This is a genomic window from Sorangium sp. So ce1014 (assembly GCF_051521505.1).
Lineage (GTDB): Bacteria > Myxococcota_A > Polyangia > Polyangiales > Polyangiaceae > Sorangium.
The window spans coordinates 952,308-978,978 of record NZ_CP150356.1 but is presented as its reverse complement, the minus strand read 5'-3'; the positions used below and the strand labels follow the sequence as shown (position 1 = coordinate 978,978).

General features: G+C 72.2%; 22 protein-coding genes and 1 tRNA gene. 13 read left to right on the top strand and 10 right to left on the bottom strand.

Going from position 1 to position 26,671, the window contains the following annotated elements; translation table 11 throughout:
- Position 1 precedes the first annotated feature (1 nt).
- The 4 genes from WME75_RS03755 to WME75_RS03740 form a co-directional block, all read right to left on the bottom strand.
- Positions 2-1,066, bottom strand: coding sequence for a PEGA domain-containing protein (locus WME75_RS03755; RefSeq protein WP_437486496.1), 1,065 nt, complete (start codon positions 1,064-1,066; stop codon positions 2-4).
- A gap of 62 nt (positions 1,067-1,128) precedes the next feature.
- Positions 1,129-2,289, bottom strand: coding sequence for a hypothetical protein (locus tag WME75_RS03750; protein ID WP_437486494.1), 1,161 nt, complete (start codon positions 2,287-2,289; stop codon positions 1,129-1,131).
- Between the two features lie 19 nt (positions 2,290-2,308).
- On the bottom strand, positions 2,309-4,840 hold the full coding sequence (locus tag WME75_RS03745; protein WP_437486492.1) for a protein kinase domain-containing protein: 2,532 nt from the start codon (positions 4,838-4,840) through the stop codon (positions 2,309-2,311).
- On the bottom strand, positions 4,840-6,126 hold the full coding sequence (locus WME75_RS03740) for a serine/threonine-protein kinase (RefSeq protein WP_437486490.1): 1,287 nt from the start codon (positions 6,124-6,126) through the stop codon (positions 4,840-4,842). Before WME75_RS03740 ends, WME75_RS03745 begins: the two co-directional genes overlap by 1 nt.
- 284 nt (positions 6,127-6,410) lie before the next feature.
- Between WME75_RS03740 and WME75_RS03735 the strand changes: the two genes are divergently transcribed.
- The 6 genes from WME75_RS03735 (at position 6,411) to WME75_RS03710 (ending at position 14,057) form a co-directional block, all read left to right on the top strand.
- A complete protein-coding gene (locus tag WME75_RS03735; protein ID WP_437486488.1) occupies positions 6,411-6,716 on the top strand; it encodes a hypothetical protein in 306 nt (101 codons plus the stop codon).
- 62 nt (positions 6,717-6,778) lie between these two features.
- The gene (locus tag WME75_RS03730) at positions 6,779-7,402 is read left to right on the top strand and encodes a sigma-70 family RNA polymerase sigma factor (RefSeq protein ID WP_437486486.1); all 624 of its coding nucleotides are present in this window, start codon (positions 6,779-6,781) and stop codon (positions 7,400-7,402) included.
- A 279-nt stretch (positions 7,403-7,681) separates the two neighbouring features.
- Positions 7,682-8,503, top strand: coding sequence for a hypothetical protein (locus WME75_RS03725; RefSeq protein WP_437486484.1), 822 nt, complete (start codon positions 7,682-7,684; stop codon positions 8,501-8,503).
- Positions 8,504-9,141: 638 nt separating this feature from the next.
- Positions 9,142-9,969 (top strand): electron transfer flavoprotein subunit beta/FixA family protein, encoded by an 828-nt coding sequence (locus WME75_RS03720; protein WP_437486482.1) that lies wholly within the window; start codon positions 9,142-9,144, stop codon positions 9,967-9,969.
- Positions 9,970-10,047: 78 nt separating this feature from the next.
- Entirely contained in the window at positions 10,048-11,019 is a 972-nt protein-coding gene (locus WME75_RS03715; RefSeq protein ID WP_437486480.1) for an electron transfer flavoprotein subunit alpha/FixB family protein, read from the top strand.
- Positions 11,020-11,309: 290 nt separating this feature from the next.
- Positions 11,310-14,057 (top strand): ATP-binding protein, encoded by a 2,748-nt coding sequence (locus tag WME75_RS03710; RefSeq protein ID WP_437486478.1) that lies wholly within the window; start codon positions 11,310-11,312, stop codon positions 14,055-14,057.
- Positions 14,058-14,288: 231 nt separating this feature from the next.
- On the opposite strand, the gene WME75_RS03705 is transcribed toward WME75_RS03710, so the two are convergent.
- Positions 14,289-14,362 (bottom strand) — tRNA-Pro (locus WME75_RS03705).
- A gap of 476 nt (positions 14,363-14,838) precedes the next feature.
- On the opposite strand from WME75_RS03705, the gene WME75_RS03700 reads away from it, so the two are divergent.
- Positions 14,839-15,447: a response regulator gene (locus tag WME75_RS03700; protein WP_436625099.1), complete on the top strand. Its 609-nt coding sequence runs from the start codon at positions 14,839-14,841 to the stop codon at positions 15,445-15,447.
- Between the two features lie 93 nt (positions 15,448-15,540).
- Here the strand turns inward: WME75_RS03700 and WME75_RS03695 are convergent, their stop codons facing one another.
- A complete protein-coding gene (locus WME75_RS03695; RefSeq protein ID WP_437486476.1) occupies positions 15,541-16,215 on the bottom strand; it encodes a TlpA family protein disulfide reductase in 675 nt (224 codons plus the stop codon).
- A 65-nt stretch (positions 16,216-16,280) separates the two neighbouring features.
- On the opposite strand from WME75_RS03695, the gene WME75_RS03690 reads away from it, so the two are divergent.
- Entirely contained in the window at positions 16,281-17,513 is a 1,233-nt protein-coding gene (locus WME75_RS03690) for a chorismate-binding protein (protein ID WP_437486474.1), read from the top strand.
- Here the strand turns inward: WME75_RS03690 and WME75_RS03685 are convergent.
- The 3 genes from WME75_RS03685 to WME75_RS03675 all read right to left on the bottom strand — a co-directional run bounded on the left by WME75_RS03685 (position 17,510) and on the right by WME75_RS03675 (position 21,180).
- The gene (locus WME75_RS03685; RefSeq protein ID WP_437486472.1) at positions 17,510-18,907 is read right to left on the bottom strand and encodes a serine/threonine-protein kinase; all 1,398 of its coding nucleotides are present in this window, start codon (positions 18,905-18,907) and stop codon (positions 17,510-17,512) included. The two genes, WME75_RS03690 and WME75_RS03685, sit on opposite strands and share 4 nt — an antisense overlap.
- 134 nt (positions 18,908-19,041) lie before the next feature.
- Positions 19,042-20,148 (bottom strand): AgmX/PglI C-terminal domain-containing protein, encoded by a 1,107-nt coding sequence (locus WME75_RS03680; protein ID WP_437486470.1) that lies wholly within the window; start codon positions 20,146-20,148, stop codon positions 19,042-19,044.
- 66 nt (positions 20,149-20,214) lie between these two features.
- Positions 20,215-21,180 carry a DnaJ C-terminal domain-containing protein gene (locus WME75_RS03675; RefSeq protein ID WP_437486468.1) on the bottom strand — a complete coding sequence of 322 codons (966 nt, stop codon included), beginning with the start codon at positions 21,178-21,180 and terminating at the stop codon, positions 20,215-20,217.
- A 302-nt stretch (positions 21,181-21,482) separates the two neighbouring features.
- On the opposite strand from WME75_RS03675, the gene WME75_RS03670 reads away from it, so the two are divergent.
- The 5 genes from WME75_RS03670 to WME75_RS03650 all read left to right on the top strand — a co-directional run bounded on the left by WME75_RS03670 (position 21,483) and on the right by WME75_RS03650 (position 26,019).
- Positions 21,483-22,265, top strand: a complete 783-nt coding sequence (locus WME75_RS03670) for a rhomboid family intramembrane serine protease (protein ID WP_437486466.1) — start codon at positions 21,483-21,485, stop codon at positions 22,263-22,265.
- Between the two features lie 80 nt (positions 22,266-22,345).
- Complete coding sequence (locus WME75_RS03665; RefSeq protein ID WP_437486465.1) at positions 22,346-22,906, top strand: hypothetical protein; 561 nt, start codon at positions 22,346-22,348, stop codon at positions 22,904-22,906.
- A complete protein-coding gene (locus tag WME75_RS03660) occupies positions 22,896-23,828 on the top strand; it encodes an MlaE family ABC transporter permease (RefSeq protein WP_437486463.1) in 933 nt (310 codons plus the stop codon). Before WME75_RS03665 ends, WME75_RS03660 begins: the two co-directional genes overlap by 11 nt.
- Complete coding sequence (locus WME75_RS03655; RefSeq protein WP_437486461.1) at positions 23,825-24,301, top strand: hypothetical protein; 477 nt, start codon at positions 23,825-23,827, stop codon at positions 24,299-24,301. The genes WME75_RS03660 and WME75_RS03655 overlap by 4 nt, the downstream gene beginning before the upstream one ends.
- Positions 24,302-24,363: 62 nt before the next feature.
- Entirely contained in the window at positions 24,364-26,019 is a 1,656-nt protein-coding gene (locus WME75_RS03650) for a phytoene desaturase family protein (protein ID WP_437486459.1), read from the top strand.
- 69 nt (positions 26,020-26,088) lie between these two features.
- On the opposite strand, the gene WME75_RS03645 is transcribed toward WME75_RS03650, so the two are convergent.
- Complete coding sequence (locus tag WME75_RS03645; RefSeq protein ID WP_437486457.1) at positions 26,089-26,505, bottom strand: YkgJ family cysteine cluster protein; 417 nt, start codon at positions 26,503-26,505, stop codon at positions 26,089-26,091.
- Between the last annotated feature and the right edge of the window lie 166 nt (positions 26,506-26,671).

Below are 26,671 nucleotides of genomic sequence, written 5' to 3'. Positions count from 1 at the left end.
ATCACCACGCCCCCATCACTGCGATCCCCGCGCCGTCCGAGTGCACCACGGGCAGCGCAACGGCAGATTCGGAGCGCTTCGGCTTGGGCCATAGAACGTACGTTGCCGCAGCGATCGCGAATGCGCCCGACGCGATGAACGCCACGCGTGCGACGTTCCCCAACGTGTCGGCGCGCGACGCATCGCTCCGGACCTGCTCGCATGGCCCAACCCACGCTGACGCCGGCTTCACGCACTGTCCGCGGCCCTGAATGATCGCAGCGCTCTGCTTGTGGGCGTCATCGCTCGCAGCGTTCGACGCAACCGTCGTCCCGATACCCACGCCGAGCCCGACCACGCTCGCGGCCCCCAGCGCGATCACCGGTACCCAGCTCCGCTTTTGCGGCTCTGGCCCCGGATACGCAGGCTCCGCCGGCGGCATCCCCGCCACGGGCGCCCCCGCAGCAGCGCCCGGCGCGCTCCCCTCCTCCGCCGCCCTCGCCCCCGGCGCCGCCTCCTGCGCCTCGCTCTTCACCGGCACCAGCGCCAGCGCCGCTGCCGCCGTCCCTCCCTTGGCGACCTTCACCGTCTCGCTTGCCGGCGCATACCCCTCCAAGCGCGCCTCCACCCGGTGCTCGCCCGGCTCGACAAACACCTCTCCTTCCAGCGGCGCCTTCCCCACGGCCTTGCCGTCCACCACCACCTCCGCCCCCACCACACCCGCTGTCACCACGAGCGCTCCCACCTGCGCTCGCGACTCCGCCAGCCGCTTCTCCGCCGTCGGCTTCAGCTTCGCCGCCGCTTTCATCAGCGGCCAGTGCCTCAACGCATGCGACAGGTACTGCGCGGCTTCCCTGTGCTTCTTCAGCTGGTACTTCGTGTTCCCGAGGTTGTACGCCACGTCGAACGTCGGGCTCAGCTCCCACGCCGACTGAAGCTCCGCCTCCGCCTCCATGTATTTTCCGTCCGAGTACAGGCGCAGGCCGCGCCGATACGATGCATCGGCGCGCGCCGCCGCATCGGCGCTGGCAGCGGCTTCCCGCGGCGCCGCAGGCTGCGCGGCGGCGATGTCAGGGGCGGCGATCACGGTCGCCGCAGTGAGCAACAGAGCAAGGGGTCGGCAGTTCATCGTCATGGCTCCACGCGGTTTCACTCCATCACGTCATCAGCGAGCGGGTTCTCGGCCGGCACCGGCGCGACCGGCGCCTGCGGCGGACGCGGCGCCGCTGGCGCAGGCCGCGCAGGCGCGTGCGGCGCAGGCGGGTCGCTCTCGGGCGCGACATCGTCAAGGCTTGGCTCGACCGCCTCCGGCGGCGCCGGCGGCTCGCCGTCGGCCACCTCCGGCGCTGCCGCCGGCGGCCGCTCCGAGGCCACCGGCGGCGCCACCGCGCTCCGCGCCGGCGCCCCGCTCGACCGCGACGCTGGCTCCTTCTCTTCCGGCGGCGTCTGTCGTCGCGCGATCGCCAGCGTCACGAACGGCATGCTCAGCGCCAGCAACGCGAGCGCCACGACCCACCACCGCCTCCGCCACCGGCCCCCCGCACTCGCCGGCGCGCCGGCCGGCGGCTTCGGTGTCGCGACCGGCAGCGGCGTCACTGGCAGCAACGACGACGGCAGCAGCGCCCTGTCGATCGGCGGCAGCCCCCGGTCCGCCCACTGGCTCGGCGCCATCGCTCCGTGCGACGCCGGCGCGCCCTGCTGCACCGCTGCGCTCGGCCCAACCACGGCACCACGCGGCACCGCCGCTCCATGCACCGCCGCCGCACCGCCGTACACCGGCGCCGCCGCACCGCCGTACAGCGGCACCGGCGCACCGGACGGCGCCGACGCGCGCTGCTGCGGCGCTCCGCCCGGCGGCATCACCCCGACGTGCTGCGGCATCACCCCGCCCTGCTGCGTCACCGCTCCCTGCGGCATCATCGGTCCGTGCTGAGGCGCTGCGCCCTGCCGCGTCACCGAGCGCTGCGTCTCCATCACCGGCAGCGGCGGCATCACCGAGCGCTGCGTCTCCATCACCGGCAGCGGCGGCGGCACCGCTCGCTGCGGCGGCCCTGCCCCTTGCGGCTGCCCTGCCCCCTGCGGCGCCGCCTGCCCCTTGGGAAGTGCCGGCACCACCGGGAACTGGAACAGCGGCTGCCCTGCCGCCTTCTGGTGCTGCATCTCGGACAGCGCTCGGTCCAGCTCCGGGTTATCGAGGGCCTGCTGCAGCTTCCGCTCTGCCACCGCCGGATCCGCCTCGCGCTGGATGCTCTCCAGGTCCGGCAGGTACTGCCGGATGTCGTCGCTGTCCTTGTTGCTGCCCATATCCAAGACCTCTCTCCCTCAGCGACTAGAACGGCCTGCACCCGACGGACGGGCACGGGCGCGCTGGCTTCGCGCCCCCCTGGTTCGCCGGCGCCGCCTTCGGTGCCGGCGCCTTCTTCTTCTCTTCCGCCAGCACCCGCAGAAACGACGGCTTCTGCCGCTTCGGCATCTCGTAGATGTCCTCGTCGTCCTCTGTCTCCGCCGGCGCGGTCCTCACCGGCAACGGCCTCGCCGGCTGCTCCTTCGGAGATGCCTCCGCTTCCGCGGCCGCCTCGGCCTTCGCAGGGGCGGCTTCCGCAGCCGCCTCGGCCGGGCTCACCGCCGCCGCGCTCGCCGTCGCCTCCGGCGCGGGCGCCGCGGATACAGCCGTGGCCGGCGCCGCGGGCGCGACCTTCGCCGACGCCGTGCTCGCCGTCGCGCTCTCGGCCGGCGCCGCGGTGGCCGCCGGCTCTCCTGTCGCCGGCTCCGACGCCGCGCCGCTCATCGCTCGGAGCCCCAGCGCAGCCCCCACGCCCACCACCGTGATCCCCAGCGCCACAAGCGGCGCCAGCACGTACGCGTGCATCACCCGCCGCGGCGGTGCGATCATCACCGTCGGCAAGCTCGGCGTCTCGCTCTGCAACGGCTTCGGCCGTCGAGCGTTCGATGCCGTCAACGAACTCGGCGCCGTCGGCGGCCCGGCGACCGGCAGCGGCGCCGATGCCGCTCGCTGCGCCTCCGTCACCGACAATGGGAACGGCGGCGGTACGTACTGCGCCGCAACCTCGCGCTGCTGCGGCGCCACGTACGGCGACGCAACCTCCGGCGGCGGCGCCCCTCGCTGCGTCACCGGCAACGGCGGCGTCACGTACTGCGCTGCAACCTCCCGCAGCGGCGGCGTCACGTACTGCGCCGCAACCTCGCGCTGCTGCGGCGCCACGTACGGCGACGCAACCTCCGGCGGCGGCGCCCCTCGCTGCGTCACCGGCAACGGCGGCGTCACGTACTGCGCCGCAACCTCGCGCTGCTGCGGCGCCACGTACTGCGCCGCAACCTCCGGCGGCGGCGCCCCTCGCCAGGGCGACTGCGGCGGCGCTGCGTGCTGCGTCTCCATCACGGGCGGCGGCGACCCCGCGTACGCCTGCGCCCTCACCTCCGGCGGCGGCAGCGGCGGCGGCCCCGCGTACGACTGCGCCCTCACCTCCGGCGGCGGCAGCCCTCCTCGCTGTGCCGTCCCCTCCGCCCACGCCCCCCCCAGCACCGCGGTCCGCTCCCGCGTCGTCCTCGCCGGCCCCGCGCCCTCCCGCAGCCTCAACCCCGGCAGCGTCGACGGCAGCGGCTCCGTGTACCCCACCCCGCGCCCGCGCTGCGCCTTCGCCAGCCCGCGCGACGCCGGCCCGAACGGCAGCGGGCTCGCCGGCGCCATGAAATGCGCCAGCGGCACCGTCTCCCCGTGCGCCACCCGCCGCCCCCGCTTCGCTCCCTCTTCTTCCTCGCTCACCTGCGCCATCCCGCCCCCCTCGCTCTCGCCGCGCGCCCGCGCCTCCTCCGTCTCCTCCTCCCCCGCCTCTCCGCTCCCGCTCACCGGCGCGCTGTCCTCCAGCTCCACCCCCGCGAACGCCGCCTCCCGCTCCGCCTTGATCCGCTCCTGCGCCAGCCGTCGCGCCAGCACATGTCCTGCCGGCACCGTGTCTCTCAGCAGCGACCGCAGATCTCGCGCCACCTCGTCGAACTTCGCGTACCGCTCCTCCACGTCGATCGCTATGCACCGCGACACCACGGGCCACACGAACTCCGGGCAATCCGGCACGATCTCGTGCACCGGCTCCGGCGCAGCCACAAGGTGCCCCGTCAGCGTCTCCTCGGCCGTCGCCGGCTCGCTGTCGTCCAGGAACAGGTGCTTGCCCGTCAGCACCTCGTAGAAGATCGCTCCGAACGCGTAGATGTCCGTGCGCCCGTCCGGCTTCGCCCGCTCCGCCTTCTTCGACGCCCCGTACAGCAGCTTCACCTGCTCGGGCGAGATGTACCTCACCGTCCCCACGTCCGGCAGGTCGTCCGTGTTCATCCCCCCGTCCGCGAACTTCGCTATCCCGAAGTCCAAGAGCCACACGTGACCTTTCGCGTCCGCCTTCGTCCCCACCATGATGTTCTCGGGCTTCAGATCACGGTGCCATATCCCCTTCGAGTGCACGAACGTCATCGCGTCCGCCACCTGCAGCATCACGTGCATCGCGCTCAAAAAATCGAGCCGGTACGCCTTGGTCAGCAGCTTCCTCAGCGTCCTCCCCTCGAGGTAATCCATCACGATGTACGCCACGTGCTCCGGCGACACCCCGGCCTTCCTCATCCGCACGATGTTCGGGTGCTTCAGCTTCGGGTAGAACTTGCACTCCTGCCGGAACCGCCTCGCGAAATCCTCTCTCCTCACGTGCCGTGGCGACATGCACTTGATCGCCACGACATCCTCCGAGTAGTCCTCCACCGCTCGGTACACCTCCCCCATCCCCCCCGCGTCGATCAGCTCCGTGATCCGGTAGTCCAGGAACACGTCCCCGGCCTGCAGCGGTCCCCGCCCCATCACCACGCCCCCAGCCCGCGCAGCGCCAGCGCCGCCAGCGCCGAGAACACCACCGTGCTCGCCAGCGTCAGCGCCGCGAACAGCCGCGCGTCCACCGGCGCCGCTCCCTCCCCCGCGCCCGCCGCCACCCGCCCCCCAGCTCCCGCCCCGCTGCTGCCCGACGGCATCGCTTCGAACCACGCCCTGATCTCCGGCTCCCACGCGGCCTCCCCTCCCCCGCCCGTCGCTCCCGCCATTCGCCCGGCCCCCCCGGTTCCCGCCGCCCCCGCCCCCGTCCACGGCCCTGCCGCCCTCCGTGCTGCATCCGACAGCTCGCCCCCGATCCGCCCGAGCTCCTCCGCGAACGCCTCGGCGCTCTGGAAGCGCTCCTCCGGCAGCTTCGCCAGCGCCTTCAGCACCGCACCGTCCACCGCCGCCGGGATCACCTGCGCCGCATGCCGCGACGGCGGCGACGGCGCTTCCCTCACGTGCGCCCGCAGCACCTCCAGCGCGTCCTCGACATGAGCGAACGGACCGTGCCCCACAAGGAGCGTATACATCAGCAACCCGACGGCATACACGTCGGTCCGCGCGTCGACCGGCTGACATCGCGCCTGCTCCGGCGAGGCCGTCCTGGGGGTCCCGACGAGCAATCCCGCCTCGGTCGGATACGCCGGCCCGACCAGGAACCGCGGCGGCGCTGCCCCCGGCCCCGTCCGGGCAACGCCGGCGTCGAGCACCTTCGCGACCCCGAAGTCGAGCACCTTCACGACGCGCGCCGCCCCAGGCACCGCCGCCCCAGGCGCCACCGCCCCCGGCGCCGCCGCCCCCGGCGCGCACAGGAACACGTTGTCGAGCTTCACGTCGCGGTGCACGATCCCGACCCGGTGCGCCGCCGACAGCCCGGCCAGCACCTGCCGCGTGACCTCGATCGCCTCGGCCACCGGCAGCGGGCCGCGCCGCTCGAGCTCCTCCCGCAGCGTCCCCCCTTCGAGCCGCTCCATCACGAGATACGCGCGGCCTCCCGGCGTCGTTCCGAGATCCATCACCGCCACCACGTGCGGCGACACGATCACCGCGAGCGCCTGCGCCTCGACCCGCAGCCGGTCCGCGAACCGTGGATCCCCCGCGAGCGCGCGGCGGACCAGCTTCACCACCACCCGCTTCCCGAGGGCGCGGTGCTCCGCCTCGATGACCTCCCCCATGCCCCCGCGCCCGAGCACCCGGAGCGCCCGGTACGGTGTCCCCTCCAGCGCATCCACGGTGTCGCCGGCGGGCCCGGAGCTGTCTGACGTGAGGCGTGCCACCAGCAGGGTCTCCTGAGAAGGAAATCACGAGCACCGGGGCGGCTCGGACAAAGAAAGCGCACCGGCGCTGTCGATTGTCGAAATGCATTGTCGCTTCAAGGAGTTGCCAGCCGCCGAGCGCGCGGGCGCAAGGCCCCGGCCCGCGCCCGACGCCGGAGCGCCTCCGGGTGGCGCGACAAACCATCCTGTCACGTCGCTTTCCTTGTCCGAACCGGCCCGCCGGGGGTGATTTCGAGATAGAAGGGGCGCCGCACCGCACCCGGGCTCCCCTGCGCGAGGTCACCATGACGCACGACGCTGCCGACCACGACGACCTGGACCTGACAGGCGACGCGGATCCCCTCCTGGAGGTCGTCCTCGCCGACGCGCTCGGCCCGTACCTCCGGGCGCTCTCCCCCGAGGAGATCGAGGACTATCGCAGGTTCCTCACGGTCTTCATCACGACGCACCCGGCGGCGGCGGCGCTCGACGATCGCTTGCGGGCGAGGCACCCCGTCCTGTCCGAGAGCGGCACGGTGGCCCGTGAGGGAGCGGGCGAGGGCGAGGCGGCGCCGGAGCCCGCCGACGGGACCTTCGGTGGGCGGCGGTGACAGGCAGCCAGCGTCCGTCTCCATCGCCTCCGGATCATGAGCGCGTGCTGGAGGCGCTGCCCATGGCCCGCCACGTCGCGCGAACGACCGCGCGGGTCTATGGCGTGCGGACGCGACAGGGCCTGGAGGACTGCGAGCAGACGGCCTATCAGGCGCTCCTCGAAGCGAGCCCCGGATACGACGCCGCGCGCGGCGTCCCGTTCGGCGTCTACGCATGGAAGAGGGTCGCCGGCGCCGTCCTCCGGCTGCTCACCCGCGAGGCGTCTTTCCGGCGCGCCGGCCTCGACGCCGCGCTCGCCGCGGCCGAGTCGATGCGCGACGCGGGCGATCCGTTCGGTGACGACGACACCGACGTATTGAACCAGCTCAAGGACCAGTGTCGCGCGCTCGTCTTCGCGCGCTTCGTCGCGGATGCCGGCGAGCGGCTCAGGGCGCACCCCGAGGACGCGATGGCGCGCACCCAGGCCCTCGAGGCGCTCAGGACGGCGCTCCGCGGCCTCGACGAGCGCGAGGCGCGCCTCATCGAGCTCCGGTACTGGCAGGACCTCTCCTGGGCCAAGGTCGCCGCGGCGCTCGGCGTGCACGAGAAGTACGCGCTGCGCATGGACGAGCAGCTGCGAAGGCGGCTCCGGGGCGATCTGCGGGCGAGCGACGTCGATGCGCCGCCGCCCAGCGAACCGCCGTAGAGCGGCCACCGCGTTCAACCGTCACCGAGCTCACCAGCTCCAGGGTCGAAAAGCTGCTTGTCGTGTCCTCGCCTTCGAGGCGGCCCGCGAGGTGGGACGACGGCTGGAGGGCGGCGCCGGGCGGCCGCGGTTCAGGCCGGCCGAAAACCTGCCGCAGAGCTGGTGGCGAGGGCACGTTTGCGTCGCGCGAACGGCCTTCACGGACAGCGCCCGATCTGAAAGCCTCACCGAGGGTGCGTTCCCCGGCGATCGTCGCCGGAGGAAGACCAAGGAGGCACCATGGCGCTCAAAGACCTCTCTCCTCGTCAGATGGTCCAGATCACGGCGGCTTGGCTCGACCCGGAGCGCGAAAGGCCGCGCCTCGTGTCGCTGAAGCGGTGCGCTCCGCTCATCGACGATATCGAGGCCGCGCACGACGGTATCTTGAAGTCGCACCGCCGGCAGAAGAAGGCGAATGACGAGCTCACCGGCATCCAGCAAAAGCAGGTCACGTTCGATCAGATCCATGATCGCAAGGCCCGCGGCGCCCACGCGGTGCTCACCGGCTTCGCCGATCTGGCCGACGATCCCGAGGACGCCGCGATCTACCTCGATCTCCGCGATCAGCTCTTCGCCGATGGGCTCAAGTTCATCTCGGCGAGCTACAGCGATGAGGCGGGCGAGGTGAAGCTCGCGCGCGACCGGCTGACGCCGGAGTCGAAGGCGGCGCTCAAGGCGCTGCCGACGCCGGGGGGCCACCTGCTCAAGGCGGTGCAGGCATGGTTCGCCGCGGGCGACGAGCTCGGCAAGCTGGACGCGCAGCGCATCCACCTGGAGGCGCAGGATCAGCCGGGAGCGACCGAGTCGCGCGGCGGTCAGCTCAGGGCACGCAACCGCTGGATCAAGGTGGTGCGCACCGTGCTTCAGATGCTGGAGCTCGAGGAGGCCGACACGGAGACGACGCGCCGGCTGCTCGCGCCGCTGCAGCGGGAGGCGGGCAAGGCCGAGCGCCGGCGCTCGGGCGGCAAGGAGACCGACGCGGCCGACGGCGCCCCGCCGGCAGACGGCGGCGCGGGCGAGCCCGCGATCGACGAGGAAGCGCCCGTGGCCGGGGTGGATTGACCTGACAGCCCCCGCCGCCAGCCCCTCCTGACGGACTCGATCCGTCACGACCCCCCGCCGCCAGCCCCTCCTGACGGACTCGATCCGTCGCGACCCCCCGCCGCCAGCCCCTCCTGACGGACTCGATCCGTCGCGATCCCCCGCCACCAGCCCCCTCTCAACGGTTCGCATCCGTCGCGCCCCCCGCCGCCAGCCCCCTCTCAACGGTTCGCATCCGTCACGACCCCCCGCCGCCAGCCCCCTCTCAACGGTTCGCATCCGTCACGACCCCCCGCCGCCAGCCCCCTCTCAACGGTTCGCATCCGTCACGCCCCCCGCCGCCAGCCCCCTCTCAACGGTTCGCATCCGTCACGACCCCCTGCCGCCAGCCCCCTCTCAACGGTTCGCATCCGTCACGCCCCTCGCCGCCGCGAGGCGCCTCACAACGGCTCGCCTCCAGGCCCACAGAACCACCACGCCTGCTTGACGCACCACGGCGGCGCTGCCATGACCGGTTTCCTCCGCCTCGGGCGCGTTTTTTCAGTCGGGCTCGCCGGATCCACGCTCGGGTCCGCCGGCCCGTCTGTCGTGTGTGGCGCGCCCCTGCCCGGGCGGACTACGCTCTGCGTTACCCCACAGCAACAGGAGCCAATCGAGCCGTGAAGATCCTCGTTCCGCTCAAGCGCGTCGCCGATCCGGATAACGCGAACAAGGTGAAAATCCCTGCTTCAGGGGACAAAATCGAGACGACCGGGCTCGAGTGGAAACCGAACCCGTTCGACGAGTACGCCCTGGAAGCGGCGCTGCGCCTGACCGAGGACGGCAAGGCGCCGAAGGTGCGCGCGGGCGAGGTCGTCGTCGTCACCTTCGGGCCCAAGGAGACCGAGCAGACCCTCCGCGCCGCCCTCGCGACCGGCGCCGATAAGGCCTTCCGCGTCGACGTCACCGACGACAAGCTCGACGGCGACCTCGTGGCCCGCGCCCTCAAGACGCTCGTCGAGCGCGAGAAGCCGGACGTCGTGGTCATGGGCAAGCAGGCCGTCGACGGCGACTCGAACCAGGTCGGCCAGATCCTCGCCGAGCTGCTCGGCTGGCCGCTCGCCACCTTCGCCGCGACCCTCAAGGAAGAAAAGGGCGCGCTGCTCGTCGGCCGCGAGGTCGACGGCGGCGTCGCCACGCTCCGCGTGCGCCTGCCGGCCGTGGTCACGGTCGACCTCCGCATCGTCGCGCCGACAAGCGTCTACTCGATGAAGACCGCGCCCACGTTCAAGTACAACGACGGCGTGCGCTTCGCGGCGCTCCCCGCGATCATGGCCGCCAAGAAGAAGCCCCTCGTCGAGGTGAAGCTCGCCGACCTCGCCGCCGACCCGACGCTCAAGGTCCAGTACCAGGCGTTCCAGGCGCCCCCGGCGCGCAAGGCAGGCATCAAGGTGAAAGACGTCGGTGAGCTCGTCACGCGCCTCAAGGACGAGGCGAAGGTCCTCTGACGGACGGCGAAAACAGGTCGCGGCCCCCGCGCGCGCGGGGATGAACCGACACAGGTCGACGAGGTGCAGGAGGGATTCATGGCTGACGTTCTCGTGGTGGCCGAGGCCGCCGATGGAAAGCTGAAGAAGACGACGCACTCCGCGGTCACGTTCGCCAGGCAAGCGGCCGCGGCGCTCGGCGGGACGTACGCGATCCTCGTGATCGGCGACGCCCTCGGCGAGGCGGCCGCGGAAGCGGCGACGCTCGGCGCGGCCAAGGTGCTCGTCGCCGAGTCGAGCGCGCTCAAGGACCACGTCGCGGAGCGCTACGTGCCGACCATCGCGGCGGCCGCCAAGGGATACGCGGTCGTCGTGGGCACCGCGAGCGCCTACGGCAAGGACCTGCTCCCGCGCGTGGCAGCGCGGCTCTCGGCAGGCTTCGCGAGCGACATCTCCGAGCTCCTCGCCGAGGGCTCGACGCTCAAGTACAAGCGCCCCATGTACGCCGGCAACGCGTACGGGATCTGCACCGTCACGACCCAGGTCCAGGTCGTGAGCGTCCGGCAGAGCGCGTTCGCCGCCGCGGAGCCCGCCGGGTCGAGATCGCCGATCGAGCAGGTCGCGGTCGTCCCGCCGAGCGCCGCCGCGGAGCGCGTGGAGTTCGTCTCCTTCGACCAGGTGAAGAGCGAGCGCCCCGAGCTCGCCGAGGCCAAGGTCGTCGTCTCCGGCGGCCGCGCCCTGAAGGAGCGCTTCAACGAGATCCTCGACCCGCTCGCCGACGTCCTCGGCGCCGCCGTCGGCGCGAGCCGCGCCGCATGCGACGCCGGCTACGCCGCCAGCGACCTGCAGGTCGGACAGACGGGCAAGGTCGTCGCGCCGTCGCTCTACTTCGCCATCGGCATCTCGGGCGCCATCCAGCACCTCGCCGGAATGAAGGGGTCGAAGGTCATCGTGGCGATCAACAAGGACGCCGACGCGCCGATCTTCCAGGTGGCCGACTACGGCCTGGTCGCCGACCTCTTCGCGACCGTGCCCGAGCTCGTGAAGCAGATCCAGGCGGCGCGCAGCTGACCGACCCCGCCGGGGTGCGCCCGCGCCGCCCTCCAGGGCCGCAGCCGTACCCCGGCACCCCCAAGAGCCCGCAGCCGTACCCCGGCCTCCCCAAGAGCCCGCAGCCGTACCCCCGGCCTCCCCAAGAGCCCGCAGCCGTACCCCGGCCCCCCAAGAAGCCCGCGACCGTACCCCGGCACACCGGAAGAGTCCGTCCAGCAAGAAGTCCGCGTCCGGCAACGTAGTTTCCGTGTCAGGTCGCCCGCCTAGCATCTTGTTCGCGACCGGCGGCCGTGGGATCCCTTGACGCTATGCCCGAACGTTCGGACATCCCGATCGTCACGGCGCTCGCTCAGGCCAGGGCATTGCTTTACGAAGCGGCCTCGACCGCCGAGCAGCGACGGCTCCTCGGCCCGGCGGTCGTCGAGATCGATCGCGCGATCGCGAGCCTCGACCCGACCGCGAGCGCCTCGTTCGAGCTCACGCCCCTCGCCGCGTCGGTGCCGCCGATCGACACCGAGCTCGAGGCGCTGCGCCGCGAGGTCGAGCGGCTCCGCGCGATCACGCAGCACGAGCGCGGGCTGCTCGACGCGCTCCTCAGCGAGAGCCCGCACGGCATCATCGTCTCCGACAACCAGGGCAAGCTGACCCTCCAGAACCGCGCCTCGGAGCGGATCTGGGCCGGCAGCGCCACCGCCGAGAACGTCGAGGGCTGGGGGCGCTACCGCGCGTTCCACCCCGACGGCCGGCCGTTCGCCGCCGAGGACTGGTCGATGGCGCGGTGCCTCACGCTCAGGGAGACCGTCCCCGCCGAGGAGGTCCACTTCCAGCGCTTCGACGGCACGCACGGGATGCTGCTCGGCAGCTGCGCGCCGCTCTTCTCGCCGGACGGCGACATGCTCGGCGCGGTCTCCATCTTCGCCGACATCACCCAGTTCAAGCAGCTCGAGGCGGACCTGCGCGTCAGCAGGACCAAGTTCTCGACGACGCTGAAGAGCATCGGCGACGCGGTGATCTCGACCGACGGCTCGGGCCGGATCGACTTCATGAACGCCGTGGCCGAGACGCTGACGGGTTGGACGCTCGACGAGGCGAGGGATCGCCGGCTGTCCGAGGTCTTCCGGGTCATCTCCGAGCAGACGCGCGACGATCTCGACAACCCGGTCACCGAGGTGCTGCGGCACGGCGGCATCATCGGGCTCGACGACACGACGCTGCTCCTGCGCAGGGACGGCTCGGAGCTCGCGATCGACTCGAACGGCGCGCCGATCCGGAGCGACGAGGGCGAGCTCGTCGGGCTGGTGCTGGTCTTCCGCGACGTGACCGAGAAGCGGCTCGCCGACAAGCGGCGCTACTTCATCGGCGAGGCGAGCCGGCAGCTCGCGCTGTCGGGCCTCGAGTACGACACGACCCTGTCCAACGTCGCGCGCCTCGCGGTGCCGCACATCGCCGAGGCCACGGTGGTGGACATCGTCGAGCCGGACGGCTCGCTGAGCCGGCTCGCGGCCGTGCACGCGAGCAGCGCGAAGCTCTCGCTGGGGAAGGACCTGTCGGCCCGCTACCCGACCGATCACGAGGTGCCGCGCGCGGTGCACGCGGTGCTCCGGTGCGGCGAGTCGATGCTGCTCCCGGACGTCGACGGCGCGGCGTGGCAGCGGGCCTCGTCGCTCCAGCCCGACAACGAGGCCTGGTCCGGCGCGCACGATCCGGTCTACCTCGCGCTGCTCCGGGAGCTCGGCGTCCGCTCGGCGATGATCGTCCCGCTGCGCGCCCGCGGCCGGACGCGCGGCGCGATCACGCTGCTCTCGACCGAGTCGAGCCGGCGCTACGGCGTCGACGATCTCGCGCTCGCCGAGGAGCTCTGCAACTTCGCGGCGCTCGCGCTCGACAACGCCCAGCTCTACCGCGAGTCGCAGCAGGTCAACCGCGCCAAGGACGAGTTCCTCGCCACGCTCTCCCACGAGCTCAGGACCCCGCTCACCGCGATCCTCGGCTGGGCGCGCATGCTCCGGCAGGGCTCGCTGAAGCCGGACACGCACGTCCGCGCGCTCGAGGCGATCGAGCGCAACGGCACGCTCCAGGCGCAGCTCGTCGAGGACCTCCTCGACGCCTCCCGCATCATCACGGGCAAGCTGCGGCTCGACGTGATGCTCGTGGATCTGCCGCCGATCATCAACGCGGCCATGGACGCGGTCCGCCACGGCGCGGACGCCAAGGGGATCGAGCTCGTCGTGCAGCTCGACCCGAACGCGGGGCCGATCTCGGGCGACCAGACCCGGCTGCAGCAGGTGGTGTGGAACCTCCTGTCGAACGCGATCAAGTTCACCCCGCGCGGCGGCAAGGTCTCGATCCAGCTCGGCAAGGCCGAGGGTCTGGCGCGCATCCAGGTGAGCGACACAGGCCAGGGCATCGTGCCGGAGTTCCTGCCGTACGTGTTCGATCGCTTCCGGCAGGCCGACAGCACGAGCACGCGGCCGCACAGCGGGCTCGGGCTCGGCCTGGCGATCGCCCGGCACCTGATCGAGCTCCACGGCGGCACCGTGAAGGCGGAGAGCGGGGGCGAGGGCAAGGGCGCGACGTTCGTGGTGGACATCCCGCTGGCGCCGCGGGGCGCCATCGCGGCGCTCCGGAGGGCCGACGGGCTGAGCCACCTGGCCGCCGATACGGAGCCGACGCTCCAGGGCGTCCGCGTGCTGATGGTCGACGACGAGCCGGACGCGCGGGAGCTCGTGACGACGGTGCTGGAGCGCAAGGGAGCGACCATCACGGCGGTGGCGACGGTCGAGGAGGCGCTGTCGGCGATCGCGCGCGAGAAGCCGGACGTGATCCTGAGCGATCTCGGGATGCCCGGCGAGGACGGCTACAGCCTGATCCGGCGGCTGCGCGCGCAGAGCCCCGAGCAGGGCGGCCGCATCCCGGCCGCGGCGCTGACCGCGTACGCGAGCGCCCAGGACCGGACGCGGGCGCTCCTGGCCGGATTCCAGTCGCATGTTCCCAAGCCGATCGAGGCGTCGGAGCTCGCGGCGGTGATCGCCAACCTGGCCGGGCGCACGGGATAGCGGCGGGGCTCCAGGTCGTCCGAGGCGGAGGGCCTCCTCGGGCCTACCGCCTACCGAACGAGCGCCTCGGACCGGCGTTCTCGCGGCGAGCAGGGACCTCCGTGGTCCTTGCGCACTCCGAGCGAACGCCCCGGCGAGGGGCTCCTGTCGGGCATCCACGACAGGGACGCCAGCGAGGACGGCAAGGGCCGTCCCGCGGCGATTCTACCTGTCAACATCCGAAGAAATGAGTCGGGGCGAGAGGATTTGAACCTCCGACTCCTCGGTCCCGAACCGAGTGCGCTACCAGGCTGCGCTACGCCCCGTACGCTGCCGCGAAGCAACGCCCGCTGAACAGCGGGCGCGCAACATCGCCAAGAGCGAGCCTCCTGTCAAGACGAATTAAATCAGGACCCCACCGGCGCAGCCCCCGCTCCCCCGAACGACGGCACACCACAGCCCGGACAAATGGCGGGAAATGGCCGGAAACACGGCCCTTTGGCGCCTATCCGGCGCCCCGGACGTTTCACGAAGCCAAGAATCGGTGGAGCGCAAGAAAAAACTCCCGTCTCCACCTTGCTCAGGTCGTGTTAAAGTGTCACTGGAATCCCGATGTTGCCGATAGGAAGCAGAGAGCGAGGTGCCTGGGGCGCCGGTCAGGGCCTCGCCCCTGCTCGGGCAACGTGGAGTCAGGGACCGCCTGTGCGGCCCCTTCCAGAACGGACAAGAGCGACCGGCTTCCGCGGTCGCACGTGAGACAAGAGCGACCGACTTCGGCGGTCGTACGTGAGAGGAGGAACAGGTGGCAATTGAGCTTCCCGCTGTACGCATTCTGATCGTCGACGACGACCGGGCGATCTGTGACTACATGCAGACGCTGCTCGAGCGCGACGGCTATCAGGTCAAGACGCTGGGCGATCCGACGACCGTGGAAGACGAGGTCCGCGCGGGCGGCTACCACCTCATCATCCTCGACCTGATGATGCCGAAGCTCGATGGCATCGAGGTGCTCAAGCGCATCCGCAAGGTCGACAACGACATCGCCGTCGTCATCTTCACCGGCTTCCCCAACCTCGAGAGCGCCGTCGCGTCCATGAAGCTCGACGCGGTCGACTACATCAAGAAGCCGTTCAACGTGGACGAGTTCCGCGAGGTGCTCGCCCGCGTCATGCGCAAGAAGGGCCTCGCGCGGACGCCCGAAGAGCAGCTCCACCGCGTCATCGGCGACACGATCAGGAACCTCCGCAAGGACAAGGACCTGACGCTCAAGCAGATGGCGCGCCGCACAGGGCTCAGCGTGTCGCTGCTCTCGCAGATCGAGCGCGCCGAGTCGTCGGCGTCCATCTCGTCGCTCTACAAGATCGCCGTCGCGCTCGAGTCGCGAATCCAGGACCTCTTCGGCCACTACTGATCTGCGAGGGGCGATGCCGGAGCCGCCACGCGCGGCTCTCCGCCCTCCGCCGACCCGCCGCACGCCCGGGCAGGCGCCGAGATCCACGCCGCGTCAACGCCGCGCGCCGCGCTCGATCGCCGCGTCGAGCCTGTCGATCTCGAGGCCCACGAACGCGTCCACCTGCGCGCCGGTCGGGTCGTAGACGATCACGTAAGGCAGCTTCGAGACCTGCTTCAGGTAGCGCCGGGCGAGCGGGGTGTCCCAGTCGACGATGTCGAGCTTGCGGTAGGCGACGTCCCGGCGAGCCTCGAGCACCTCGGCCATGTGCGCGTCCAGCTTGCGGCAGGGCAGGCACCAGCTCGCCGCGAAGTCGATGACCGTGACCTTGCCCGGAGCGATGTGGACGCCGAGATCGGGGACGTCCGCGCCACCGTCGGCGATCGTCCGGGCGTCCGCCCCCTCGGGGAACGTCGCCCAGCCGAGGTACTGCCCCTTGCCGCCGCCGATCACCGCCTCGAACCCCTCGTCGGCGGCGAGCCGCTTCACGGCGCCGGCGACGTCGAACGAGCTCGACGCCGTCACGGCGATCTCGGCGCGGCGCTTGTCGAAGGTGGCCGTGTACACGCCGGGGCGCTCGCGGAGATCCGCGACGAGCTCGGCGCCGCACGCCTCACAGTCGATCTTCCGCAGCGAGACGACGGTGGTGCGCGCGTCCGCCGCGGCGGGCTGAGCGCCGCCGCAAGCGGCCAGGCAGAGGACAGAGGAGAGGGCGATCGCGCTTCGCACCGTGTTCCTCCGGGTACCTTGCCCTCCTTCGCCGGGCGGCGCAACGTCGTGTAGGCTCGGCCGCGATGAGCTCCGTCGTGACCCGCACCCTCCCGGCCGATCACATCACACCGGTCCGCGCCTACGCCGCGCTCCGCGCCCAGTCGCCGGGCCGATCATCGTTCCTGCTCGAGTCCGCCGTCTCCGGTGAACGCTGGGGCCGCTACGCGATCCTCGGATACCGGGCGCGCACCGAGAGCCTCCTCCCGAGCGGGTTCGACCCGTTCGCGACGCTGGCCGAGGGGCTCGGCCAGCCGGCAGCGTCGGGCCCGCCGAGCGATCTGGCAGCCCGCGTCTGCCAGGCATGGGTCGGCTTCCTCTCGTACGACACCGTGCACCAGCTCATGGGCATCGAGCCGTGGCCCGAGGAGATGTACCTCGGACGGGTGCTGAAGGACGCGACCGTTGTCGTGTTCGACAGCGTGACGCAGACGATGACCCTCGCCGGCCAATCGCAGGGCGCGGTGAACCGCTGCGCGTGGGAGATGGCGCACGGGCCCGAGCAGCAGAGCCTGCCCGCGCTCGATCCGGAGGCCCTGCCGGAGCACCTCGAGACGCCGGTGAGCGACGAGCGCTACGCGGCGCAGGTGACCGCCGCGCGCCAGCGCATCACGGCCGGCGAGGCGACGGAGGTCGTGCTCGCCCGCAGGTTCCGGGCGCCGCTCCGGGGCGCAGATCCCTTCGACGTGTACCGCGCGCTGCGGGTGCTCGCGCCGTCGACGCACCTCTACTTCGTCGACTTCGCCGAGTCGCCGTTCGCGCCGGGGCTCACCATCGCGGGGACCTCGGGGGAGACGCTCGTCCGCGTCGAGCGCGATCCGTCGGCCGGGCCGCGCCCCGGCGAGGCGTCGCCCGTCGAGGCGCTGCGCGCCGCCCTCGCGGGCGGCAGCGCTGTCGGCCAGCCGGCAGCGCGCGCGAGCGCCATCAGCCGCAGCCTCGAGGCCGGGCCACGGTGGGTCTACGGCGGCGCGATCGGGTACTTCGGGCCGGAGGGCGCGGAGGTCGCGCACACGCTCGGCGCCGTCTGGAGCGAGTCCGGGTACTTCGAGGTGATGACCGGCGCGCGCATCGCGAACGGGAGCGAGCCCCGAGCGGAAGCCGAACGGACGCACCACGACGCGCGCGGCCCGCTGTCGGCCATCCGCGCGGCGCAGGAGGCGCGCAAGGCGCGCGACCTCGCCGAGGAAAAGAAGGCCGCCGCCGAGAAGGCCGCCGCCGAGAAGGCCGCAGCCGAGGACGACGCGTCCCGGAGCGCCTAGCGCGGCCCGCCGGGGGCGGCCGCCGCAGAGGAGCGCGGCCGCGCAGGACGCGGCGGCGCGGCGCTCGGCGGGACGTGGGCGCTGCGCTGGGGAGCGGCGAGCGGCGCGCGACGGAAGAGCGCGGAGGAGGCCACCTCGGGGGCGGCGGGCAGCGCCTCGACGCGGCGGGCGAGGGAGGCCGAGAGCACAGCCGTCGCGGCGCCGGTCGCAGCCGTCGTCAGCCTGGGCGGATCCAGCCGAGCGGTCGTCGCGAACACCGCCACGCCGAGCAGCGCGATGAGGCCGGCCGGGATGACCCACCCCGCGCGCGCAGACAGCCCGTCGAGCCCGCGCACGACCTCGGCGGCCTCCGCGCTGAGCTGGGTGACCGGGGCCGCCCTCCGGCCCGCGCTCGGTGGCTCGGAACCAGGCTCCGCCCGCGCTGCAGCGCCGGACGCCGCCACCTCCGCGGACAGCGCGGCCAGCGGCCGCGCCGAGGGGACCCAGGGGACGCGCACCGGCGGGGGCGGGCGCAGCACGCCGGACGAGGGAGGCGGCGCGAGATCGGCGATCCGGACGAGCGACTCCACCATCTCCTCGATCGACCGGAAGCGCCGCGCGAGGTCGCGCGCGAACGCCTTCTCGAAGAAGCCGTCCAGCGCAGCAGGCAGGCTCGGCACGAGCTGCGTCGCCGCGGGCGGCGGCGCGAGCAGGATCTTCGAGGCCACAACGCTGGCGAGGTCGCCGGGGAACGGGAGCTGGCCGGTCACCGCGCGGAACAGGACAGCCGCCAGCGACCAGAGATCGGTCTGCGCATCGAGGGAACGTTCCGACCGGATCTGCTCGGGGCTGAGGTAGTGCAGCGCGCTCGCGCTCACGTCGGCCGCGACCTCGCCGACGAGCCGCGGCGCAGCCCTCGGGAGCCCGAGATCGAGCACCTTCACGACCTCCTCGCCGCCGTCCAGCGCGAAGAAGAGGCTCTCCGGCCGGAGGCCCTGGTGAAGGAAATCCGCCGCGTGCGCGCGCTGGAGGGCCTCGCCGGCCTGCGCGGCGAGGCGCGCAGCCTCCTGGAGCGAGAGCCGGCTGCGCCGGAGCAGGCGGGTCGCGAGATCCTCGCCGGTGAGCAGGTCCATGGCCAGGTAGACCACCGCGCCCTCGACGCCATGGTCGTGCACGCGCACCACGTGCCGCGACGAGAGCCCGGCGGCTGCGCGGACCCAGCGATCGATCCGGAGGAGATCTCCCGTCGCGCCGGCCTCGGGGTGGAAGAGCTTCAGGGCGACGCGCGCGCCCAGCTGCAGCTCGCGCGCGACCCAGACCGAACCTCGGTCGCGCGCGACCCGCGCGCCCGGACGCACGAGCTGCCGCTCCAGCAGATACTTCCCCCCAACGATGGTGCCCGGTGAGCTGTGCATGTACCTGAGCCTCCTCCCCCACGGTAAAGTTGCACATCGACCCCGGGGCGCAATTTGTTGCGGCGCGTTTCGCTTGCGAGACCGCCTTGGCCGTGCATGCGCTGTGAGCGTTCGCACCGCGGGGAGCGCGGGAGCTATCGCGGCGGGCTTTGCGGGTCGGGCGAAAGACGAAGCGGCACCACAAAGCGCAGGTCGCCGCCCTCCGGCGCCGGGAACGTGAGGGCGCGCGCGCGCCGGAGCACGCAGCGGGTGAGCCGTTCGTCCGGGAAGCGCGACTCGGCCTCGAAGGCCTCGTCGACGGCGCCGCTGTCGGTCACATGAAAGCGGATCGCGAGGCGGCCCCAGAGCGCCGGCGCGCCGGCAAGGGCCGCTTCGTAGCAGCTCCGCCACGCGGGCAAGGCGTCGGCCACGGCGGCCGAGATCGCGTCGGGCCGGAGCTCGCCGGGACCGGGAGCGAGGACGGACGGCGGAGGCTCGACCGGCTCGTCGCCCGGATAGACCTCCATCGTGGCGACGACGGTCGAGCCCGCCCTGGCCCTGGGCAGCGAGAGCGACCTCGCGCGCTGCGCGAGGCACGAGACGACGTCCGGCGCGGAGAGCGTGGACGAGGTCGCGCGCGCGCCCGTCACCTTGCCGGCGCGGCTCACCGTGAGCCGCACGGTGGTCTTGCCGTGGAGCGACGGGTCCCTGTACGCGCGCAGCCGGTAGCACGAGTACACGTGGATCCAGAGGTGCCGCCGGGCGATGCGCTCGACCTCGCGCGCCTTGAGCGGGCCATTCACCTTGCCGATGTCCACGATGATCCGCGGCAGCGGGTGCCCCTCGGCCGGAGGCGGCGGCGCGGGAGGATCCCCCCTGCCCCCGGCGTTCCAGCGATCCCGCTCCGCCGCCTCGGCCTGACCGCGAGGCACAAGGTGCTGACCGAGCTTGTAGGGCGGATCGATCGTGATCGAGGGCGCCTGGAGCGCGCCGGCCTCACCGGCCGCGTCCCCGGAGGCGGCGCTCGGCGCCGCCGGCGGGACCGCCGAGGAGGCGGGCGGCGAGGGCGACGCGGCGGGGGGAGCGACGGCAGGCGCCGGCGTGGCCGCCCGCCGCAGCGGAGGCGCAGGCCGGACGGCGGCGGGCGCAGGCACGCCGGCAGCGCGCGGCGCCGGGCGCGGCGGCGCCGGCGCGGCGCACGCGGCGAGCGCGATGGCGGCCGCGAGGAGGGGCCGGGGATCGATCGCGAGAGGCCGCTTCATGCCAGGTCTACCCGAGCGCTGCGCTCGCCCGAGCCGACGCGCGGCCGCGCCGACCCGCGACCGCGCTCAGAACCGGAGCTCGCCGCGAGGCGCCTCCACCGTGCCGTCGAGCAGATCGATCGCCTTCGCCACCTCGGGGTCGTCGACGGTCGGGACGTGCACGACGAACTTCACGTAGAGATCCCCCGGCTCCTTCGCCTTGCGGGCGATGCCCTTGCCGCGCAGCCGGATCATCTGGCCGGTCTGGGTGCGCGCCGGGATCTTGAGCGTGACCTCGCCGTCGGGCGTGGGGACGCGGATCTTCTCGCCGCGGTAGGCCTCGCCCAGGGTGACGGGGACATCGAGGTGGAGATCGTCGCCCTCGCGCTTGAAGAACGGGTGCGGCGTGACGTGGATGTTCAGCAGCAGATCGCCCGGCTCGCCGCCGCCCACGCCGGGGGAGCCCTGGCCGCGGATGCGCAGGCGGCTCCCCTCGGCTGCCCCGGGCGGGACGCGCACGGTCACCGGCTGCGGGTCGTCGGCGCGCTGGATCTGGAGCGTCGTGCCCCGCACCGCCGAGACGAAATCGATGGTGAGGTCCTGCTCGACATCGCCGCCGCGGCTGCGCGCGGGCTGCGCGCGCCGGCCCGCGCCGCCGCGGCCTCCTCGGCCGAAGAGGTCGCCGAGGATGTCGCTGAGATCGCCCTGGCCGCCGCCGGCGTTGCCGAAGATCTCCTGCACGTCGAAGTTGCCGGGGCCGCCGCGGCCCCCACCCGCAGCCCGGGCGTTCGCGTAGCGACGGTAGACGCGGGCGCGCTCGGGATCGAAGTTCTGCGAGAGGCTCTCCTCGCCGAACTCGTCGTAGAGCGCGCGCCTCGTCTTGTCGCTCAGCACCTCGTGCGCCTGGTTGATCTCCTTGAACTTCTGCTCGTTGGCCTTCCCCGGGCTCTTGTCCGGGTGGTACTTCATCGCGAGCTTGCGGAACGCCTTCTTGATGGTGTCCTCGTCCGCATCGCGCGAGACGCCGAGCACGGAGTAGAGATCACGAGCCATGGTCGTCCGTCATCATTCTGGGCTGCAGGAGAGGCAGGCGACGCGGGCCGCCGGGGGCCCTCATCGGGCGGAAACCTAGATCTGCCAGGAGTTCTCGTCCACTGGTGCAGAGGACGGCGGCGGCCGGTCGTGCCGAGGAGCCGCTCCTGGGCAGCAGGACATGCGGACCTCGCCGGGTCGCCACAGGACGAGCAGGGCAGGCCCCTGGGCCAGCGTGTCGCGGAGCCGCACCTCGAGCATGGGCCCCGGGTCTATCAAGCCCGACGGATGCTGTCACGGGCCCACGTGCTTAAGTAAATCCGATGCTGCCCCTCCGAGACCAACTGCCCACCCGCAAGGTGCCGATCGTCAACTACCTGCTGATCGCGCTCAACCTCGCCGGCTTCTTCTGGATGCGGTCGATGATCTCGGCCGGGTTCCCGCCCGACCGGCTGCTCTCCGTGTGGGGCCTCGTCCCGGTGCAGCTGCTGGAGGAGCCAACCGACGCCTGGTGGACCGTCTTCAGCAGCATGTTCATGCACGACCCGACCGGGTGGGCCCACCTCGGGGGGAACATGCTGTTCCTCTGGATCTTCGGCGACAACGTCGAGGATGCGCTGGGCAGCCTCCGCTACGCGGCGTTCTATGCGCTGTCCGGGATCGCCGCCGCGGGCGCCCAGATCGTGATCGATCCAGGATCGATGATCCCCATGGTGGGCGCCTCGGGCGCCATCTCGGGCGTGCTGGCCGCGTACGCGTCGCTCTACCCGCGCTCGCCGATCACGGTGCTGAACCCGATCTTTCTCCTGTGGTTCATCTTCGGCCTGTTCCTGGAGCTGCCGGCGTGGCTCGTCATCCTCCAGTACTTCGTTGTGAACCTGCTGAACGGGCTCGGCTCGATCGGCATGCGCAGCGGCGGCGTCGCGTTCTTCGCGCACCTCGGGGGGTTCGTCGCCGGGCTCTTCCTCGTCCGCCTCTTCATGGTGGGGCGCTCCCCGCGCGAGCACGAGCGCTGGCAGCACTGGCACGCGTCGCCCCGGCGCCCGGCAGCCCGCCGATCCGCGCCGTGGGACGCGCCGCGGCGGCGCGACCGCTGGGACTGGTAACGGGTAAACGGCTAGGAGAGATCGCGCGACCGCCGGCGTTCGCCCAGGATGCAAAAGCGTGATAGCGTCGGCCCGCAGCGATGCGACGACCCCTTCGAAGGCGCCCCACCGCCGCCGGTTCTGCGGCCAAGGCAGCGAACCCCCGGGCCAGGCTCCTCGCGATCGCGATCGCGCTCGCCGGCTGCGGAGGCGCGTCGTTCGATGGAACGGTCTACCGCGGCTCGGAGGTCGCCTTCCGCGTGCCCCCGGCGCCGGCGAGCTGGAAGCCGATCTCGGTGTCGGACGCGGCGGTGGCATACCGCGACGAGACGAACGGGGCCACCATCGCCCTGAACGGACGCTGCCGGAACGAAGAGGACGTCCCGCTCGTCTCGCTGACCCACCACCTCTTCTTGCACTTCACCGAGCGCGAGGTGCTGAAGCAGGAGGTCGTCCCGTTCGACGGCCGCGAGGCGATGCACACGGTCGTCTCGGCCAAGCTCGACGGGGTGCCGAAGGTGTTCGATATCTGGGTGCTCAAGAAGAACGGCTGCGTGTACGACATGCTCCTCATCGCAGATCCCGCCCGCTACGCCGCCAGCGAGCCGGCGTTCACACAGATGGTCCGCGGCTTCTCGACCCTGCCGGCCCATGACGACTGAGCGCAAACGGCCCCCGGAGGCGCCGCCGTCCTCCTCGAACAGCCCGGCTTCCACAGGCCCGGGCCCGAGCAGCTTGCCCCCGAACAGCGTGGCGCCCGCCAGCCGGGGCCCGAACAGCCTGCCGCCGCCGCCGCTCCCCCCGCTGCTCGCCAGGATCAACGAGTCGGCGGTCGGGTTCGTCGAGCACCTCGGGCAGTTCGGGCGGATGACCTGGGGGGCGATGAGGGCCATCTTCGATCGGCCGCTCGAGCTGCGCTCGACCATCTACCAGATGGAGTCGCTCGGCGTGCGCTCGGCCGCCATCGCGTCCGTGACGGCGCTGTTCGTCGGGATGGTCATGGCGGTGCAGTTCGCCATCGGCCTGCAGAAGTTCGGCGGCATGGAGTACACGGGCCGCATCATCGGCCTGTCGTTCTCGCGCGAGCTCGCGCCGACGCTGACGGCGGTCATCGTGGGCGGCCGCATCGGCGCCGGCATCGCGGCGGAGGTCGGGTCGATGGCCGTCACCGAGCAGATCGACGCGATCCGCGCCCTCGGCGCCAACCCGGTGAAGAAGCTCGTCCTGCCGCGGCTGCTCGCGAGCATCGTGGTGATGCCGGTGCTCGGCGCGTTCGCGCTCGTGCTGGGCTTCGGGGGGGCGATGCTGATCTGCGCGACCGAGTTCGGCATCCCGGCCGGCTTCTTTCTGAGGACGGCGCTCAGCTCGGTCACGTTCATGGATTACTTCAGCGGGATGTACAAGACGCCCTTCTTCGGGGCGATCATCGCGCTCGTCGGGTGCCACTTCGGGCTGATCACGCGCGGCGGAACCGAGGGCGTCGGTCACGCGACCACGCGCACCGTGGTGGTGACGTCGATCACGATCCTCATCGCCGACTTCTTCCTGACGAAGATGTCCATCATGTTCTTCCCGAGCCGGTGATCGCGGCCGGTCCGGAGAGGGCCCAGAGGCCGCCGCCGACGTCGCAGCGCCGACTGGCCAGGCTCCTCGTCCGGGTCCTGCCCGCGCTCCTCCCCGGGATCGCGGCGTGCCAGGGCGACGCCGGGAAGGAGGGCGCGGGGGCGCCGGCGCTCGACGGCGGCGCGGCGCTGGCGGCCGAGGGCACGCCGGCGCCGCGGCGCCCGACGCGGCACTACCATCTGCGGCGGACGGACGATGGCTGCGAGCTCTTCTGGATCGACGGGGACCTCGTCTCCGCATCCCAGCCGCTCGTGTGCCCACCCGACCTCCAGGTGGGCGAGCGCCTACGCCTGACCGGCAAGACCTGCATGCGCGAGTCGGCGCAGACACCGAGCCGGGCCGTGCCGGTCGTCTGTCCGCTGCCGCTCACGAACATGGAGAAGGCAGACAGGGCGCCGCCCGACGCCGGGGCGCCGCCCGACGGCGGCAGGTGACCGAAAGGTAGAATCGCGCAGCCAGGCTCCTCCTCGGAGCATCGGAGTCCGAGGGGGGACGTATGAAGCACGCGGATACCGTCGTGATCGGATCAGGCTCCGGCGGGCTCACGGCCGCGCTCGCGCTCGCGCGCTCGGGACAGAAGGTGATCGTCGTCGAGCAACACTACCTCCCCGGCGGGTGGACCCACAGCTTCTCGCTGGATGGCTATCTGTTCAGCCCGGGAGTCCACTACATCGGCGGGCTCGGCCCCGGAGGCCCCGTGAGGCGGCTCTACGAGGGGCTCGGCCTCGCGGGAGATCTCGAGTTCTGCGAGCTCAACCCGGACGGGCTCGATCACCTGATCGTGGGCGACGATCGGCTCGACGTGCCCAAGGGCCTCGAGCGGCTCATCGCCCGGCTCACGGCGCGGTTCCCGCACGAGGCCGCGGGCATAGCGCGGTACTTCCGCGTCCTGCGCGGGCTCAACGACGACCTCGTCCGCCTCGACACGATGCTCGAGTTCCCGAAGGTGCTGCTCGTGCCGTTCAAGGCGCCGGACCTCGTGCGCTGGGGGTTTCGCACCCAGGAAGACCTGCTGGACGCGACGATCCGCGACCCCCTGCTGCGCGCGTTCCTGGCCGCGCAGGGGGGCGATCACGGCCTCTCGCCGTCGCGCGTGGCGCTGCCGATCCACGCGAGCATCGTCTGCCATTATCTCGACGGCGGGTATTACCCGCGCGGCGGCGCCAGGCGCATCCCGCTCGCGATGATCCGGGCGCTGCGGCGGCTCGGAGGGCAGGTCCGGATGCGCGCGCGGGTGAGGCGCATCCTCGTCGAGCGCGGGCGCGCGGCCGGCGTCGAGCTGGAAGGGGGAGAGATCCTGCGCGCGGCGAGCGTGGTCTCGAACGCGGACCCGGCGATCACCTATGGCGAGCTGCTGCCGCCCGAGCTGACCGCCCGCGAGCGCCGGAAAGTCCAGCGGATGGAGTATTCGGTCAGCCTGCTCAGCGTGTTCTGCGCCGTGGACATGGACCTGCGGTCGATGGGATATGATTCAGGCAATTACTGGTGGTATCGCGGGAGGGACGTGGGGCGCATCTACGAGCGCGCGGAGCGCCAGCTGCCGCGCGGCGCGGTGGACGGGCTGTTCCTGACCATCACGACGCTGAAGGATCCGGGCCACCCGACCCGGGGCGATCACCACACGATCGAGATGTTCACGTTCGTGCCCCACGGGCCCTTCGCGCGCTGGGACAAGACCCGCACGGGCGAGCGAGGGGCAGAGTACGAGAAGCTCAAGGAGTCGCTCGGGGATCAGATGATCGCCGCGGCGGAGCACGTCATTCCCGGCATCTCCCGCGCGCTCGCGTTTCGCTCGGTGGCGACGCCGCTGACCAACGACTTCTACTGCGCCTCGCACCGGGGCGCCGCCTACGGCACCGCCAAGACACCCTGGCAGCTCGGACCGCTGTCGTTCTCCATCGGGACGAGGATCCCGGGGCTGTACCAGTGCGGCGCGAGCACGCTGAGCCACGGGGTGGCCGGCGCCGCGATGTCGGGCCTCATGGCGGCGCAGCGCATCACCGGCGTGGCGCGCGTCGAGGATCTGCTCGGACCGGCAGACGGCTCGCTGCGGGTCTACCCCGCCGACCGGCCGGAGGAGTGGCTGCACGAGAAGACCAAGGCCAGCGCCGGGGCGCAGGCCGACGCGGACGAGCGCAACGAGACGGCGTGAGCGCGGCGGAACCGGCGGAACCGGCGGAACCGGAGCAACAGAGCGACCGGAGCGCCCCCCGCGGCGGAGCTACCCCGCGGGCGTCCTCGACCGGAACGTGATCTGCACGAGCGGCATCACGTTGGGATCGTCCTGCGTCTCCCGCTCGAACTGGAGCACGTCGTAGTAGCCGCACCGCGGCTTGCCAGGATAGTCGCGGCAGACCTCGGGCCGCGCGTCGTAGATGGTGCAGCCGCGCGTCGTGAGATCGAGGAAGCGGCAGACCCGGCCGAGCACCGGATCCGACTGCCGCCGGAGGATGCGCTCGCCGCTGTAGCGCTTCGTGAAACGCTCCTCGGCGGCCTCGAGCGTGAGACCGAAATGGCGGGCGAGCCGGCGCATGTCGCGCGGCGTCACCTCGACCCGCTCGTAGATGGAGCAGCAGTAGGCCGGGCACTTCGAGCAGTCGTAAGAGACGCGGCGCTTGGCCTTGAGGGTCGTCGTCATGGGTCGTGAGGGACGTGCAGCCGATGCGGTAGGAAGAGGCGGAACGCTCGCTGGCAGGCAGGCAGCGGAGCATACGCGGCCGCGCAAGCCTCCGCGACGGCGAAGTACCCGCGACGGCGCGCGCTCAACATAGCGCGACGGCGCGCCGCGACGAGCGCGCGAGCGC

What these genes read in the sequence shown, in the direction of transcription:
- WME75_RS03645 (WP_437486457.1), bottom strand. Translation starts at nt 26,505, where the DNA reads ATGACGACGACCCTCAAGGCCAAGCGCCGCGTCTCTTACGACTGCTCG.
- WME75_RS03725 (WP_437486484.1), top strand. Translation starts at nt 7,682, where the DNA reads ATGGCGCTCAAAGACCTCTCTCCTCGTCAGATGGTCCAGATCACGGCG.
- WME75_RS03680 (WP_437486470.1), bottom strand. Translation starts at nt 20,148, where the DNA reads ATGAAGCGGCCTCTCGCGATCGATCCCCGGCCCCTCCTCGCGGCCGCC.
- WME75_RS03670 (WP_437486466.1), top strand. Translation starts at nt 21,483, where the DNA reads ATGCTGCCCCTCCGAGACCAACTGCCCACCCGCAAGGTGCCGATCGTC.
- WME75_RS03745 (WP_437486492.1), bottom strand. Translation starts at nt 4,840, where the DNA reads ATGGGGCGGGGACCGCTGCAGGCCGGGGACGTGTTCCTGGACTACCGG.
- WME75_RS03665 (WP_437486465.1), top strand. Translation starts at nt 22,346, where the DNA reads ATGCGACGACCCCTTCGAAGGCGCCCCACCGCCGCCGGTTCTGCGGCC.
- WME75_RS03660 (WP_437486463.1), top strand. Translation starts at nt 22,896, where the DNA reads ATGACGACTGAGCGCAAACGGCCCCCGGAGGCGCCGCCGTCCTCCTCG.
- WME75_RS03685 (WP_437486472.1), bottom strand. Translation starts at nt 18,907, where the DNA reads ATGCACAGCTCACCGGGCACCATCGTTGGGGGGAAGTATCTGCTGGAG.
- WME75_RS03735 (WP_437486488.1), top strand. Translation starts at nt 6,411, where the DNA reads ATGACGCACGACGCTGCCGACCACGACGACCTGGACCTGACAGGCGAC.
- WME75_RS03690 (WP_437486474.1), top strand. Translation starts at nt 16,281, where the DNA reads ATGAGCTCCGTCGTGACCCGCACCCTCCCGGCCGATCACATCACACCG.
- WME75_RS03730 (WP_437486486.1), top strand. Translation starts at nt 6,779, where the DNA reads ATGGCCCGCCACGTCGCGCGAACGACCGCGCGGGTCTATGGCGTGCGG.
- WME75_RS03675 (WP_437486468.1), bottom strand. Translation starts at nt 21,180, where the DNA reads ATGGCTCGTGATCTCTACTCCGTGCTCGGCGTCTCGCGCGATGCGGAC.
- WME75_RS03715 (WP_437486480.1), top strand. Translation starts at nt 10,048, where the DNA reads ATGGCTGACGTTCTCGTGGTGGCCGAGGCCGCCGATGGAAAGCTGAAG.
- WME75_RS03650 (WP_437486459.1), top strand. Translation starts at nt 24,364, where the DNA reads ATGAAGCACGCGGATACCGTCGTGATCGGATCAGGCTCCGGCGGGCTC.
- WME75_RS03710 (WP_437486478.1), top strand. Translation starts at nt 11,310, where the DNA reads ATGCCCGAACGTTCGGACATCCCGATCGTCACGGCGCTCGCTCAGGCC.